Raw genomic sequence first — 18,206 nt, 5'->3', positions numbered from 1 at the left:
CCGGATGGTTACTTAGTAACCACCATGATCTTCTGGCTCAACGTCTGTTTACCGCGCATCAAGGTTACTTTTACCGATAGTGGTAATGTAATGTTGCCAAGCTTGGGCACTACAAAAGTGTTAGTTCCCGTATCGTACATAATGCCGGCCGGTAATGCTGCGCCATCTGGCAGGGTTACAACCAATTTACTTCCCTTAGGCAGCAATAGCAACTTATAGCTACCAGCCTGTTTAGCCAATTCAGCATTCTCACCTGACAGGTTAATCAAGTCTTGAATAATTGAATCTGGTACCGGGAATTTGAAAGCACCAGTTGAGGGAACTTCAATCGCTTGCAGGTACTCAGGCAAGTTGTCTTTATCGCGAACATAGATCAACTCGCCTTTTTTGATGTGATCTGTTGGACGATCTTGCACAAAATCTTGAGCAACTTGCTGCTGCACAATCGCCATATTATTGATGGTTTGTGGTGGGGACGTAATATCCGCGACTAATGGGAAAGTCACACCCGCAATGTAATAGTTAGGGTTACCTAAAATTAAGGCATCTAAGATCGCTTTAACCAAAATTCTATCCGCCGGATTCGAACTAGCAAACAAACCAGCAAGCACAGCTCCCGATAGAGTAGAAACATCAGATCCCAATAGCCCTGCAATTACAGGGTTACCAGTGATGACGGCCGCCGGAGTGCCATCAAATACCTTATTCTGAGCAAGCAAACCGCTAATCGTCACGGGCGCTTTAGTAATGTTGGCTGTCGTTGATACCGGTGCCGCCCCTAAGACATAGTTTGCTGCTGCAGCACCAGACAAGGTCACACTATTAAAGGTCACTGTTATGCCGTTATTAGCATTAGGACTAGCAAATGATGCATTTGTGAAATCGGCCGTAACAACATCACCGGGGAATAAACCAGTCATCGCCAAGCTACCTGTTGCGCCAGTAGTCGTGTTGTAGACCCTATTATTTGCAGAAGGGCTGATTGCTGGGCCACCCACAATGGATCCCAATACGTATGGAGTAATCGACAGATTTGCGTTGATAAAGCTTGTTTGATAGTTTATAGAATCTGCCCCAGTCGTAGCCAATGCGGAGAAATAATTACCGACATTCTTACCGGCCGTTGTATCCACGACTGTTACCAAATCTCCAGCAACAATCCCTGGCGTAGAAGTGGTATTAGCTAACACTCTAACAGTACCGTTGTATACATAAGTGGCAGGTGTTGCAGTAATTGTGATTGCACGTGGGGTTACCGTTAAGTCACCAGTAACCACTGGTGAAATATTAGTAATGTTATTACCAGTAATGGCAAAGTTAGCAGCCGATAGGCCATAGGTCCCAACGCTCACGTTATTTGAACCACTCATGACTGGATTAGTCGGCGCAAAGTTAAAGATCAAGCTTGCGCCTGCCCCATCAGAATAGGTGTAAGTTGTAATGCCATTCACAGTACTACTTGCAGTGAGGTAAAGATTGTTAATAATGGCGCCACCAGAGGTTGCATAAGCCACTGTTGGATTAGCAAAAGTAGGTGCAGTTGTATAAGGCGTCACCGCCCCACTGCTATGAATCAGAAGTTGACCAGCAGGAACAATAGTGTAAGTGCCTGGCACGTAGGTTACTTGGTAGTTACCAATTGCCGCTCCAGTTGCATTAGAGGCGGTAATAGCATATTGGCCCGCTGGTTGGGTATTTGATGCAGCCGTTGCCAGAGTTACAGCAGAAATCGCATCACTACCTAACAAGCCAATAGATGCATATGTTAAAGCGCCAATTGGCTGAGTTACAAATGAAGCTTGATTAATGGCGGTAATGGTTAACGGCGCTTTTGTGATATTTGCTGTTAATGCACTGGTTGGGCCAGTCACATAGTAATTACCTGCAGCTGAACCAGACAAGGTTGCGCCTGCCATGGTCGTATAACTTTTGCCGTTGATAACAGCTGTGGCTGTAGCTTGAGAAACTGTTAATCCGTTGCCAACGTTTGCCTGACTAAAGCTACCCGTGTATGGACCGGATGAGCTTACGGCTAAATTCGCTGCATCAGAGCCAAGGACACCTTCCAATGTTTGTGCGCCAATTGCTGCAATCGTTGCCACAGTTGTGATGTCGTACACCTTATTCTGAGCAAACAAACCAGAGCTAATCGTCAATGGTGCTGGGGTGATATTAGCCGCTAAAGGCGCTGTCAAACCTGTAATCACATAGTTAGGATTACTTAATGTCATTCCACTTAAATCAGCTGCTACTGAAATACTATTGGCAACATTGGGCGATACGAATGTTCCTACAGCAGTGCCAGTAGCTGTTGAGGCATCAGAACCCAAGAGGCCAGTCACAATTGGGGTGCCAGTAATTACAGCATTGCTAGTGGAGGTGTAAACCTTGTTTTGCGCTACTAAACCACTAATAGTTACAGGCGCTGGTGTAATGTTTGCAGTGGCAGTAATCGCCCCACTACCAATGGTGTAGTTATTCGCCGATGCCCCCGACAAGGTAACGCCACTAAATGTAACGGTTTGAGGACTTGATGGTGAATTGACATTGGCGCTAGCAAAAGCGGCGCTGGCGTAATTTACGGCAACAGAATCACCAGCAAACAGATTAATCATCGCCAAGCTACCTGTTGCTGCAGTAGTGGTGTCGTATACCTTGTTGTTAGCTGCGGTTGTTAAACGTGGATCAGTAGGTGAAGTTGATCCAGGGGTTATGACAAACGGAGTGATTGTCAGATTGTTGTTAACCAATGTGATTGCGTAGTTAGAGGTATCTGCCCCACTCACAGCTAGATTAGAACCATAGATACCGACATTCTTGCCAGATGCTAAACCGCTTACATTGACTTGATCTGTACCAACGCCAGTAGTCGACAGAATTGGTGTTGAATAGGTAACAGCTCCTTGATTTTGATTCGTGCCGTTATAAGTTAATGGGCCTGTAATTGGCGCAGTAATTGTCAAAGCCAAAGGTGTCACCACTAAATCACCGGTAGCTACACCTGATGTTGAGCTTAAACCTGTACCAGGAGCAGATACATTGGTTGCTGCGTAGGAGTAAGAACCAACATTAATATTTCCTGATGTGCTGGTGCTTGTGCCAGTTGGGGTCAGGTTAAAGCTGACTGTATGGCTTGAGCCATCTACATAGTTATAAGTAACTACATTGCCTGTAACCGTCTTGCTTACATAGGTCAGGTTGCTAATCACAGCACCGCCAGTAGTTAAGTAAGAAAGTGTTGGGTTTATTGATGGTGTAACAATATTTCCAGAAACCACAGTGCTACCGTAAATAGTGGTCAATCCAGAGGTAGATACCAATAGCTGCCCTGCCGGAACAATGGTGTAGGTAGCTGGAACATAGCTAATGGTGTAGTTATTGGCAATAAATCCACTTGCTCCAGTTGCAGCGCTAATTGAAATTGGGTATGCACCAGCAGAAGAATTCGGACCACTAGTGGCTGCCGTAGTTGCTAAGGTTGCGCCAGTGACTTGTTGTCCGCCTAATAATCCGATAGCAGAAGCCACTGACAATGTAACTAATGGCTGTGTATACAGGGATGCCTGGTCATTGGCAGTCACTGTTAGAGGTGCAGGCGTGATGTTAGCTGTTGCAGTAATAGCGCCAGCACCTATGGAGTAGTTTGCTGCAGACGGTCCAGACAATGCGGCACCAGTAAATGTCACTGTAATGCCATTGGCTACGTTAGGACTTGCAAATGTAGCGCCGGTATAGCTTATCGACACTGAATCCGTACCAAATAAGTTCACCATTGCCAATGTGCCATTGGCTCCATCGGTAGAGGTGTAAACCTTGTTATTTGCTACCGCAGTAATAGCAGGGCCGGTTGTAACGCCAGGCACGATGATATATGGCGTGATGTTAGCTCTAATTGGGGATGTGGTGCCTGTAACGTAATAGTTGCCAGCAGAGATGCCAGATAAAGTGACATCCGCCATAGCGTTATAACTAGCGCCAGCAATCACAGTTGCAGTAGTCGTTGGCGTTACCACCAAATTATTGCCAACATTAGACTGGCTAAAGTTGCCTGTATAGGCTCCGGAAGAGCTCACTACTACATTGGTTGTGCTGATATCACTTCCCACCAGACCAACGAGTGTTTGAGCTCCGGCAACAGCAGTTATGGTTGCGGCAGTAGTGCCGTCATAGGCCTTATTGTTAGCAGTTAATCCAGCGCTGATTGTCAGAGGTGCAGGCGTAATGTTCGCAGTTAAAGTCTGTGGCCCTACTCCAGCAACATAGTAGTTACCCGCTGCAGCGCCAGTCAAAGTTACGCCAGCCATAGTGGTGTAAGTCACACCATTAATCACGGTAGATGAAGTACCTGGGGTTACTGTTAAACCTGAGCCTACGTTAGATTGGCTAAATGTTGCGCCTGTATAAGGACCGGTTGAAGACACAGTTACAGCATCAACACCTAGAACACCCTCGAGCACTTGATTACCAGTTACTGCAATGGTTGCTGCTGTAGTGGTGTCATATACCTTGTTGTTGGCTGTCAAGCCAGCGCTGATGGTTAGTGGTGCTGGGGTAATGTTGGCAGTTGCGGTAATCGGTGAAGATCCTACGGCGTAGTTTGCGGCATCCGGGCCAGATAGAGTTACACCACCAAAGGTTACGGTCAGACCGTTAGCAACGTTTGGAGTGGCAAAGTTAGCGTTTGCATAATTCGCTGCTACGGTATCACCCGCGAATAGATTGGCCATTGCCAAGCTGCCGGTAGCCACTGTAGTTGTCTCGTATACCTTGTTATTGGCTGTTGCTGTAATAGCTGGCGTACCCGCCCCGCCGGAGCCCAAGATATATGGTGTGATAGTTAGATCAGCATTGACATAAGTAATGCTGTAGTTAGCAATATCAGCGCCAGTTGCCGATAGACTTGAGCCGTAGGTACCAACATTTTTACCCAAAGCCGAGCCAGTAATGGTGACTATGTCATTCGTTTTGATCGCTGGTGAGGATGTAGCAGAAGCCTGGATTTGCACGCTACCGTTGTATGCGTGGGTTTCTGGAGATGCTGTAATGGTAATAGCTAGCGGAGTAACAGTGAAGTTACCAGATGGAATTGCCGAAGTTAAACCGGTACTGCCAGCAGATAAATTCGATGTTGCATATGGGTAGCTACCAATATTGATATTGCCAGAACCACTAGTAGACGTATTAGATGGCGTAAGGTCAAAAGTAACGGTTACGTTTGCCACATCCTTGAATACATATCTAGTGACATTGCCAGTCGTTGACGAGCTGACATATGTTAAAGAGCTGTTTGAGCCGCCGAGAATATAGGATGCTGTTGGCAATGCTGGCGCAATGATATTTCCAGAGGTACCGGTACCGTAAGGTGTTGTTACTCCAGTAGTGGAAATCAACAATCCACCTGGGCCAACAATCGTATATGTTGCTGGTACATATGTAATTGAGTAATTCGATAGGCCTGTACCTGTAGCTGAACCAATAGAGATTGGATAGGTGCCCACTGCGGATGTATTTGTAGCAGTTGTTGTGACGGTTGCTCCAGTTACGACATCAGCACCCAAGAGACCAACTGCTGGTGCATAAGCCTGGGTTAAATCAGCGGTAGCTTGGGTATAGAAAGATGCCTTATCAATAGCCGTAATCGTAAGCGGTGCTTGGGTGATATTTGCACTGGAGGTTATCGGAGTATTACCAAGTGCATAGTTGCCCGCAGAAGCACCTGACAATGTAACGCCACTGAAGGTTACTGGAATGCTATTGGCAACATTCGGATTGGCAAAAGATGCACTTGTGAATGTAACGTCCACAGAATCAGTTCCGAATAAGTTCACCATCGCCAAGGTTCCATTGGCAGAAGTCGTGGATGTATAGACCTTGTTATTTGCTACTGCGGTGATATTAGGGCCTGTACCACCCGCACCAAAGTTGATGATGTAAGGCGTAATGCTTGCTGTGATTGGTGAAGTTGTTCCAGTTACGTAATAGTTACCCGCTGCTGATCCACTTAAAGTTACGCCAGTCATTGCATCATAGCTAGCACCCGCGATAGTTGTTGCTGTAGACGTTGGGGTGACCGTCAAACCAGCGCCCACGTTTGACTGGCTAAAGGTCCCAGTATAAGGGCCGTTTGAGCTTACAGAAACATTAGCAGAATCAGATGGCAGTACGCCAGACAATGTTTGTGTTGCAGATGTAATTGTCGCTGCAGTTGTTGCGTCGTACACCTTATCGCTAGCAGTCAAACCAGTAGCAATCGTAATTGGCCTAGGCGTAATGTTGCCAGTTAAAGTCTGTGGCCCTACTCCAGCAACATAGTAGTTACCCGCTGCAGCGCCAGTCAAAGTTACGCCAGCCATAGTGGTGTAAGTCACACCATTAATCACGGTAGATGAAGTACCTGGGGTTACTGTTAAACCTGAGCCTACGTTAGATTGGCTAAATGTTGCGCCTGTATAAGGACCGGTTGAAGACACAGTTACAGCATCAACACCTAGAACACCCTCGAGCACTTGATTACCAGTTACTGCAATGGTTGCTGCTGTAGTGGTGTCATATACCTTGTTGTTGGCTGTCAAGCCAGCGCTGATGGTTAGTGGTGCTGGGGTAATAGTCAAAGTGCCGTTAGTAATAGCGCCAACGGTATAGTCACTAGAGGTGGTCAATACCAAGTTGCTAGTGTAAGTACCTGCGTTGGTACCAGTAGCCGTACCAGAAGCTGCAGCTGCAATATCGCTACCCTTCAGGCCAGTTACAACAAAGCCAGTGGTTTGTGAATTGGCGTTGTACATTACGGTGGCGGAATTTACTACTGCAGTAATAACGATAGGTGTAATTTGCAGGCTACCCTGGACATATGTCACTGTGTAATCAGCTGTATTAGCGGACTGCAAGGTAGCTACTAACGCATCCGGAACAATACCTTGGCTCACATGAGTTGCTGTCGCATAACCCGCAACGGTTGCAGTATCAGTTCCTTTAAGACCGCTTACGGATGCACCTGTATTGGTTTGCAATGCGCCGTTATAGGCATACTGATTGGCTACACCTGTTACCAAAAGGGAGGCAGGTGTAATGGCAATTGAGCCATTGTTATAAGTGATACTGTAATTGCTTGCAGACGCCCCGCTAGCCACTAACACATCAGGAACAATACCTTGGCTCACATGCGTTGCAGTCGCATAACCAGAAACTACTACGCTATCACTACCCTGCAAGCCAGTTACGGTTGCAGCAGCATTGGTTTGAGTGGCACCGTTATATTGTGTAGTTGTTACTGCGCCATTAACAACCAACGGAGCTTGGTTAATAGTTAAAGCACCGTTAGTGATTGTGACGTTGTAGTTTGAGAATCCTGATCCTACAGATCCATTAATTGGATATGTTGTAGCACTTGCATTAATGGCTCCAATGGACGAACCACTAAAAGTTACACCACCCAAATTACCAGCTGTAACCCCTGAATATCCAGATATCGTATCGCCATTTAACAAACCGGTAACGGAAGACAGAGATGCTTGTGCAGCTGTAAATGCGCTAGCGTTATAAGTTTTTGATGTGCTTGCAACAATGATCGCTAGTGGTGCTGGCGTAATCGTTAAGGTGTTGGTAATAGTTGTTACACCAGTAAATGGACTACCAGTTTGGTTGTAATTATTTGTATTGCTTACAGCATTCGTGTATGCACCTACATTCCATGTAGTACTTGCGCCAGTAACTACTGGCGTTACGCCCTGGTCGGTAATCGCTGGAGTAACGGTAATTGAGTATGCGCCATCAGTATAAGTATCCCCAGACTTAGTCAAAGTCACTACGGTTGTATTTATACCTGTACCAGTAGCAAATTGGATAGTAGCAACAGTTGGCGATGCTGCAGTTCCATAGGTCGTTGTTGCCGCGTTCATGGTGATTACAAGAACACCTGCTGGTGTGATTGTATATGCACCTGGAACATAAGTTACGTTGTAATTTGCCAAATTAGTGCTAGTGACCCCACTTGCATTAATTGCTGTTGGGTATGTACCTGTTGCTGCAGTAGTTCCAGTAACGCTACTAGTTACAGCGTTAACTGTAGCCGTATCAGATCCCTGCAATCCAGCAATAGTCGCAGTAAATGCTGGATCTGCTTGTCCATAGAACTTACCTGCGTTATTTGCTGTTACTACCAAATTGGCTTTATTAATCGTCAACACTGGCGTATTAGCTGTAACGGTGTAATTACCTGCATCGACACCACTCGCTGTATAAGTAGCAGAATAGCTACCTACATTAGTGCCGGTAGCATTCCCAGCGACAGTGACGTTATCGCCAGCAATCAACCCAGCAACGGTAGGCGCCGCCAAAGACTGTACTGAAGCGTTATAAGTGGTTGTTAAATCCGCTCCAGTAATAGTCAATGGTGCTGGAGTAATGTTCGCAGTCGTTGCGGTGTTAGCACCTCCAGATAGCTGATAGTTTGCAGAATCTGTGCCGGCTAAAACAACACCACTAATAAGTACGGTTTTGCCATTACCGACATTCTTATCTGTAAACACACCAGATAAAGTGCTGGTTTGGAGTGTGACAGTATCACCTGGCAATACACCAGTTGTAGTAATAGTGCCTACATTCAGAGTGGCTGCTGTAGTGGCGTCATACACCTTGTTCTGGGCAGTAATACCATTAACGGTAATAATTGCTGGAGTAATCGTATGGGTACCGTTGGTGATGCTGACGGAATAGTCGCTTGGGTTTGACAGGCCTACAGAGAGGCTATCTGTATAAACACCTGCATTGATACCAGAACCATATGTACCGCCAATGGTGGCTGTATCGGATCCCAGTAATCCAGTAACGTTTGCGGCAGTATTAGTTTGTGTAGTCTTGTTGTAAACGGCCGTCGTAATGGCGCCAGTCACAGTTAATGGCGCAGGCGTAATGGTGATTGAGCCCGGAGCATAAGTGAAAGTGTAGTTACCAGCGGAAGGACCACTAACAGTAAAGACATCAGGGACAGTACCTTGTGATACGTGAGTGGCGGTAGCTACCCCACCCACTGTCACAGCATCCCCAGTAATAATTCCGGTAGTGGTGTACGTGTTGGTTTGTAAAGCCCCGCTATATTGATTAACGATTGTATTACCGGTAACGGTTGCGGCTTTTGGAGTAATTGTTAAAGCACCATTAGTAGTGGTGATGGTGTAGTTATTTGCTGACCCAGTAGTAAATACTGGGGCTAATACATCCGCATATGTACCAGCATTAGTGCCCATGCCAAGAACGCCCATTGGCAATGCAACTGCGTCACTACCCTTTAAGCCGCTAACAGTAGGAGCAGCATTAGTATGGGCGGCAGCATCATATACAGCCGATGTAAATGCGCCAGTAATCGACAACGGCGCTGGAATAATATTCAATGCTGCTTGTGCACCAGAATAAGTAACCGTGTAATTTGATAGAAGCGCATTGCCACCAGTAATGCTGGTAATTAAATTGGCATCAACCGTGTTTGTATACACGCCTACGTTGGTTCCAGAACCCAAGCCAGTGGTTCCTAAAACCGCAGTTTCTCCATTTTTCAGGCCGCTGATAGTCAATCCAGTTGCTGCATTGAAGGTTTGAGCAGAACCACTGTAGACAACAGACTGTGTAGGTGCTGTCGCGCTAATGGTTATAGGGGCAGGTGTAACAGTCAGCGGACCTGTTGCGTAGGTAACATCGTAATTGGCGCTGCCAAAACCACCCGTTCCGGTAGCTGCGCTTGCCGCGATGGTGTAGCTACCAGCATTGGTCGTGGCTGGGACACTAGGTAAGCCATTGTATTGAAGTGTTGCAGCAGTAATAGCATCGCCATTCGGTAATGTGCCAATGCTATTAGTAAAAGCTGTTGTGCCAAGAGCTAAAGCAGTACCGTAAACAGTAGATTGCGCATTAGCAGTAACTATCACGGCCAATTTATTGACAACTAAATCAGCTGGAGCATAGGTAATCGCATAGTTAGTTGAGTTAAATCCACCAGTACCAGTTGCAGCGCTTGGCACAATTGCAGAGCTGTAAGTACCAGCACCCAATGTACCAGGAACAGTCGTAGAAGTAGATGCACCAACATAATTTACAGTTGCGCCTGTAATCGTGTCCCCTGCTACCAAGTTGTTAGATGCGGTATAGCCAGTTTGAGTAATTGGTGTAGCGCTACCGTAAGTAGTAGTAACTGGTGTTGCGGTAATCGTGATCGGACGAGGAGTCACCGTCATTAGGCCGGGCTGATAAATATAGCTTGCGCCAGCTATTGAAGGTGAGCCACTTGCAGTTGTAATAGATACTGCAGATGGTGTAACAGTGTAAGGACTACCTCCAACACTGGCAGAGGCAATTCCGCCGGCGCTCGTGAATGTCAAACTATCAATGGTGTAAGTACCACCTACCGGCAATCCTGTAATCGTATAAAGAGCAGACGCTGGCCCACTGACAACTGCTACGCCGGATCCGTTGTATGTAATTGAGGATGGTGAGCTAATAGCGCTTGATCCGTAGATCTTTGATTCAGCCAATGCAGTAATCGTAATAATGAGATTGGTTGTCGTTGTTAAAGTACCAGGCGCATAGGTAATGGTGTAGTTACTTGCAGAGCCAGTACTAAATACCGGGGCGCTTGCATTAATTGCATAAGCGCCAGCTGTTGTTTGCCCGGTGTAAGTTGGGGCAGCTAAAGTTACGCCGGAAATCGCGTCGGCCAACACAACTCCGTTTGGCGCTAGTGCCAATCCACTTGTTGTGAATGCAGTAGTTCCAGCAGTAAAGGCATCACCCGCTTGGATCGTTTGGTTAGACGCAGTAATCGTTAATGGTGCAGGAGTAATTACCAGGCCGACTGAACCGCTAGCCGGCTGTAAGTTAACGGAGATTCCAGAACTTACCATGACGCCATGCGTACTGGAAAGGTTATAGGCATAGCTTGAAGTGAAGGCAGTAGAACTTGTACCGTTCACCTGCTCACCAGGAACAGTGCCATATGAAGCGCGTGGAGTTGGCAAAGTTGCTTGCAATGAATTAATGAAATCATCCATTGGCAGGAAGAAATTCAAGCCGTTTACGGTTGTCTTCATGCAACCAGATGGTTGATTCAAGCAACCAGTTGCACCATTGGCTACATACCCTGGATTAACGGTAGCATTTTTAACGAAGAGTGCATTTAACTGGTAATCCAATGAGCCTACGGTAGCTAAGTTACCAGAGGTGGCTAATGGGTCATCCGCTCCATAAACCTTGGTTACGTTTCCACTCAAGTTCGCTTGAACAGATGGTTGAATACGGAATTGAATAACTGGACCGCCATTGGTTGACGTTGTAGCTGAAGTTGTATAGCTTGTATAGCCCGTACCCGGTGCAGCATTGGCTGTATTAAGGGCTGCAATGGCATCAATCGGAATTAATGTTGCCGGCACATTGCCTACCGCATAAGCTTGACCGAATAAGGTATTGGCAAAAGTTAAGTTACCTAATCTGCTATCTAAATAAGACAACATCGACTGCGATGTTAGGGAGTTAATAGTTCCCGTTCCAGGCGAGCCCGCATACAGAAATACATTGCCGTTAGGTGAAGTAATGTTGTTTCCGCTAACTGTGTAAATCTGACCGCAAGACCCTGGTCCGCCGACAGAACAGGAAGTATTCACTGTACCTACTGGAAAATATGTACCGGCCGCAATAACCACAGGACCCGTTCCATTATTGACAATCTTGGGCGGCAAAACGTTACCGTTTTCAGAGGTGGCAATAAAAATACCAGCGTTAGAATTTTGCGTAAACAATGTTCCAGCAACTGTATAAACCTGAGCATTTAGGCCAATAGCGCTGACATCAATAGAACCAGCAGTTGATGCGCTCGTAATAGAGACAATATCCTTATAGTGACCAGAGATGGCCACAATATTGATTTTTCCGTTAATTGAGTTGTTAATAAGGCTGACGTTAGAGCGCAATTCAATTGCATTTTGAATTGTTGTCGCAGTCATATTCGCTATAGGCTGAATACCAATAATTTCAATAGCACTTTCTGTATTACCAGTAGCAAAGCTACCTACAGTTTGCAATGTGAATGTGCCATCCAATGAAACTGCATTACAGCAAGATGCTACTAATGCCGTACTTGCTCCAATAGCTCCACGAATGTAGATGCCATCACTAGCTGTCAAACTGGCACTGACGTAAATCCCTTTGGCTGCTGGTGCAATCGTTGCATACTGCCATGCATTATTGGTATTGATGCCGCCCTGCACCCCATTGAGGTAGGTATTGTCAAAAGTGATTGAGCCGGGCACAGTCAAGGCAGCATTAACGATAATCGGCGCACCGCTCGCAATATTGTTGTAGTTGATGTAATTAGTTGATGTGCCATTAAAGGTCAGTGGGCCTGTATCAATGGACGATAAACGTGTGCCAAATGTGGTGTCGTAACTAATTAAAGAATCAGTCCCGCTGGTATTTTGAGCAATCGTAATTGCCCCACCTTGAGTAATGACGTTATTGGATTTGAAAAGAATGCTTCCACCGTTAGCGTTGGCAGCAATTGCTCCAGTTTGCGTAATACCAGTCGTACTGCCTGTGTTTGTAACAGAAGTCTGAGCGCCACCACCCCACGCATATACCTCTAGATCATGTGATGTGCAATCAACCCCTGCCGCGCAAGCATTGATAGTCATTACACCCAAGCTAACGATAGTTGTAGGTAATCCTGATGCGTTGCCAGTAACAATAATTGCGTTACCAGTAATAGGGGCTGCATCCCATACGGCGTAACCACTGGCACCGGCAATAGAGTTACCAGTGATAGTAACAACACCGTCTTTGGCTAAAATTGCGCCAGTTCCAGCAGGAGAACCGCTAGAGGATATTTTGATGGCTGTTTTTGAGGTAACTTGCGCCGTACCGAGCAAGGTGATGTTTCCAGTGGTGGATGTTAGTGGTACGCCGTTATCCGCAATACCACCCTCACCACCAATACCATGCATCCAAATATTACGAACCGCATTAAAGCCTGTATAGTTCACTCCCCCATCAACATAAGACTGTTGATTAAGGATTTCAATTGCAATGCCACCAGTTGCGCCTGCTAAAGCAGCTGAGTTAGCTGAAGGAGTAGCCACGTTCGGAATGCTTGCTCCTGAAGAATTGGTCTGCGTTGTTAAAACAGCGCCTTCAATAATTAAATCGCGGCCAGCATTGATAACAACACCGATTGTTCCAGAATTAACGCCCAAGGAGATGTTCGCGCCAGTAGAGCCGCCTGTACCACCTGGAATGGAGCCGGCAATAATAGTGTCAAGACCAGACTTGAGATAAACCTTAGATGCTCGAGCGATATAGACTGAGTGAGCTGCAGTAGCACCAGTAGCTGCATCGTAACCGGCAAAGGTCAAAGTACCACTTGCATTAATGATGGTTGGTCCGCCAGTAGCTAAACCGTCGACACGAATACCGTTACCTGTGTTAGCTGTAGAAAGCACGCTACCAGCAATCGTGATATTTCCAGCCCCCACTCCACTAGCTGTCAAGTTTGCAGCCGGCATGATAGCCACGCCCTCTGCAAGGGCAGCAGTTGTGGAAGTGGAACCAGTAATACCAATCAAATTAATATTGCCGTTGGTCGCGGTCATTGGGGCGTAAGCAACAATGCCTTTATCGCCAGTTTTAGTAATACCCGTCACATTAATACTGCCTGTAGCAGCTGTCAGTGAAGCGCTAGTATTGGTAGTGGCGCCAACCGACACACCGTTAGTAACGGTTGGGCCAGCAGAAACACCAAATACAGTAATAGCCTGTGGACCCGAGAACGCGCCGGTAGAAAGTGCGCCATTAATAGAGATACCAGTGGCTACGGTAGCTAAGGTTGACGCATTGGCGTAAGTAATAAATCCAGAGGTCGGAGTACCGCCTGCACCAGCAGTTCCGCCGTAAGTATTGTCTAGAGAAATGTAACCGGGAATAGAAATTGCACCAACAGTTAATGCAGCTCCAGTAGACTTTTCAATAAAGTTAATAGCATCAGTAGATGCGCTATTAACCGTTAGGGGTCCAGAAGTAATAGTTGAAACATTATTACCCCTAGTTGTGTCGTACGTAACGCTTGATACTGCACCGCTCGTATTGCCTACCAGGGTAACTGGTCCAGTCTGAGAGATCGTTGAATTTGCGGAGAACGTGATATCTCCACCACTTGTATTTTGAATGATTGGGCCAGATAAATTAATGCCGTCGTTTGCCTTATTGGCAACGTTTGTCGTGATAGTAATATCACCATTTGTAGCAATAATTGGCTGGATGGCATTTGCAGAGAAGATTGCTCCAGCAGTAGTTGAAGCATTTGCTGCGGTTGAATATTCATTCGCAGTCAAGGTGACAGAGGCGCCTTGTATAGCGCTTGTACTCTTTCCATCAATGTAGAGGGGGAAGTTACTGGTATTGTAAGCGTTAGCCGTCATAGTTAAAGCGCCGGCAGCTCTTATTGGACCATTCCATATGTTAAGTGAACCGTAAATCGGGCTGTAATTGGTACCGGTTAAAGTAATGTCACCTGCGGTCGAAATCATCCCACCACGAATATCGACACCCGAATTCAAAGATGTGCCAGCACCAATTCCCGTGATTAAGATATCACCTACAGTGGTAATTACAGGCGTTGTATTCCCGAGTTTGCCCAACGCAAATGCAGGGTATGTAACGCTTGTGCTTGTTGGATAGTTGATGGCGTTTGCCGTAAAACTATCAGCACTAATAGATCCACTAATATAAATTCCATTTTCAGCTTGAACTGCCAATGTAGATGCCTCGGTATTTGTGTTGATATATCCACTAACTGGGGTACACCCCACACCAGCACAGCCGTAGGTATTGTCTAAATTTACAAAGCCAGAAATTGTTAGCGCCCCAGCAGTAATGCCAGAACCACTAGATCTTTCTATGTAATTTAATGGCGATGTTCCAGTGGCTGCCGTGAGCACGCCAGCTGTAATCGAACTATTTAAGTTTCCAGTGGTTGTATCGTAAGTAACCGTCTGTGAATGGCCAGAGTTATTGGCTGAGAGAGTTAGAGCGCCCGATTGAGTAATGTCACCGTTAGAGGTAAAAGATATATTTCCACCAGCAGATGATTGATTAACAATTGCCCCAGATGAAGCGATGCCAACATTTCCCTTATTTGCGGCATTGTGATTACCGATGACTGTAATTGCGTCTGTTGCTGTTGATGCACTGGTAATAGTAAGAGTACTTGCACCTAAAACTACTGCATTCAGTGTTGCACTGTTATTCAATCCATTTAAGTAAATATAGTCGCCAGAACTCAGCGCCCCGCTTACAGTGATCGCAGCGGATGTCGTCATTGAGGCTGCAGCTGATGCGGGGGTTAATGGTGTTATGCAAGATGGGCAAGTGTTATCGATATTGATATAACCAGATACTGCAGTTGCGCCAACAGTAAGATTTGAGCCATTGGATTCAACTACATAGTTAACCTTCTCTGTTGCGCCAGTCGCATTGTAAGTAAATGCGCCGGTAGTGATTAGGCTAGTTGTATTACCTGTTCTAGTGTCATACGTAATAGTTTGAGAATGATTGGTTGTGTTGGCGGTAGCAAAATTCACAGCGCCCAAGGCAGTGAGATCACCGGCAGTCACCATCGTTACATTGCCACCATTGGAATTATTTGTAATGGTTGCTGCAGCAGAAAGATTGATGCCACCAGCGATACCTGTTGTTGCGACGTTACCTGTAATAGTGAGCGCATCACCAGGCGTTGTCAGGAAGGAGATACTTGGATCAGCTGTGATCGTAATTGGTGCGGTGCTATTAACTGCCTTACCAGCTGTACTGGTATTCGCACCCGTAATGACTACCTTCGGGGCGCTTATTGCACCCCCGAGATTGACGGCATATTGATTATTTGCCACTTGTTGGGTAGTGCCAGACACCGTGACCGTTCCGGTTGCGCTGGTGAGCGTGCCTAGGGCGGTTGTGATAATGGCCTTAGCCGTTAATGCTCCAGCTACGGAGGTAAGACTTACACCGGCATACCCGCTGATTGCGCCCTCCAAGTTAATACTAGGATTTCCTGCCTGGATTTCAGTTGCGTAGATTGTGACGCTACCTGAATAGGAGGTAATTGGTGAACGTGCCCAGAAATTGGTATTTACGTTGATCGAATTGAGGTAGATATTGATATTGCCCTTAGCGATCATGGGCGATGTATTTACATCAGACAAGAAGCCATAAGCACCGGTTGTACCATTGTTACCACCAACAATATTCATATCCACGCTACCGCCAATATTCAGCGTAGCTAAGTTCATACCAAGTGTGCCTGACGATGCAATATTTAAAACGCCACCAGTTGTTGCTGCGCCTACAGCACCACCATCTGTCGTTGTGTTGATAGTGACAGCAACCGTAGCGGTTGAATCAAAAACCACTCCACCGCCAGCACCGCTCGCACCACTAGGAAGATTTGGAGCGCGAGTAATAGTGGTTCCATTAATAGTTCCACCAGTACCATCCAGAACAATATCGCCTCCACGGGTAGTGATATTGCCGTTCACATTGATATTGGACGAAACTGCAATTTGCTTAGTACTTTGCGCCGTTACATTAATCTTGCCGTTTGTTGAGGTGATTGCGCCCAAAGTAATAGCGCCGCTACTCAAGTAAACGAGGCTTACAGTGCCCGCTCCAGAATTGGTCGTGGCCGCACTGATGGTCATTACCGAGGCTGCAGATGTTCTGTTATCCAAGGTCAAAGTAGCGCTTACGCCAGTTGCTGGTGCGAATGCTAATGCCGCAGACTGTGTGATGGTTCCGTTAGCAACAATGGTGACGCTAGTGCCAGCATTAATGGCATTTTGAATTTGAACAGTATTAACGTTTGACGTGGTGAGTGATGCGTTGTAGTTTGGCAATGTACCGCCAGTAGTCGCCGCCGCTGTAATGGTGACGTTATTTGGATCTAATAACCACTCAAGCGCTCGAATCGTGTTGTTTTCCGTACCCAACCAAGCACCAGATGTTTCCACTCGATTAGCAATCAATGTGGAATTGCTCACTACAGCAAGCGCTGCTAATGCACCAGCTGAATATGCCTCACGGCCAATAGCAATCGTGCCATTTGTCGCTGTGATACTGGAATTGTTTACTTGAATTTGGTCACCGAATACGACGATGTTGCCGTTTGGTGCGTTGATGCCAGTTTGGCTATCAATATTGATGTTGCTGCTAGTGATACTTGTTGCGTTGTTGCTTGTTGCTGCTGCTACTGAATCATGTACAAAAGTAATAAGTGCTGGAGGTGCAGTTGCAGGTGGCGCGAGGATTGTGCCGTTACCGAGGTTGTTGATCTGACCAAGATTGATCATGCCGCCAACATTCAAACCTTCTACACTAATTAATGAACCAATGAGATTGGTTTCAGTTTTGCCAGCAATCATGATATTGCCAGCAGTATTTGATTTTCCGATTGAATCAACAATACCGTTAATAGTTACTTTACCGGCTGTTGAAGTAATCGTAACTACTCCACCATTTACACCGTTGCTAGAAATATAACTATTTGTATCAACGGTAATATCGCCTGTTGCAAGAATGTTAATTAATCCACCATTGCTTGAATATGTATTTGAATCTGCAGTTAATCCATTTTGGCCATTGCGACGATTTGCACCAGTAATAGTATTTGCAGAATTTAAATTGCTTGAGCTGGAATTATTTTGATTATTACCATTGGAATTAATATTTCCAAGAATATTAATAATCGCACCAGCTAAATAGATATTGGAATTAGATCCACCATTCGTATTTACAGAACCATACACATTGATTGATTGCGCAACTGCGTAAACAGATCCAGCAGTGATGTTGCTATGGATATCAATCTGGCCACCAGTAGCAATCAAGTTCAATGAGGTTGCTGTATTGCTTGAATAGATGTCGGCACCAGCCATGATACGAATCAATGCAGACTGGCTATTAGTGCAAGAACCAAATGCGCAGGCACTACCAGTAGCATCTAAGGTAACGCTAGTGGTGTTCAATGCATTGCTAATAGCGGATGCTGCTGCACTATCGATGATCAACGTTATTGGGTCTATAACCCACATACCGCTTCTGCCTTTAGGAGCAGAGGTATCCACAGCAGCGCTTGCTGCAATAGCAACATTGCCCTTAGAGCTAGTCTCGATGTGACCACC

The 18,206-nt window shown here is 46.0% G+C and carries 1 protein-coding gene; it reads right to left on the bottom strand.

From position 1 onward, the window contains the following. Positions 1-8 precede the first annotated feature (8 nt). On the bottom strand, positions 9-18,116 hold the full coding sequence (locus ICN23_RS08760) for a YDG domain-containing protein (RefSeq protein WP_216231761.1): 18,108 nt from the start codon (positions 18,114-18,116) through the stop codon (positions 9-11). Between the last annotated feature and the right edge of the window lie 90 nt (positions 18,117-18,206).

The sequence above is a fragment of the Polynucleobacter sp. MWH-Jannik1A5 genome (assembly GCF_018881795.1).
Lineage (GTDB): Bacteria > Pseudomonadota > Gammaproteobacteria > Burkholderiales > Burkholderiaceae > Polynucleobacter.
The sequence above is the reverse complement of the archived record's forward strand: the minus strand, read 5'-3'. Positions and strand labels throughout refer to the sequence as shown.

Bases quoted from the DNA above. Each gene is read 5' to 3' on its own strand.
- ICN23_RS08760 (WP_216231761.1), bottom strand. From the start codon at position 18,116: ATGTGGGTTATAGACCCAATAACGTTGATCATCGATAGTGCAGCAGCA.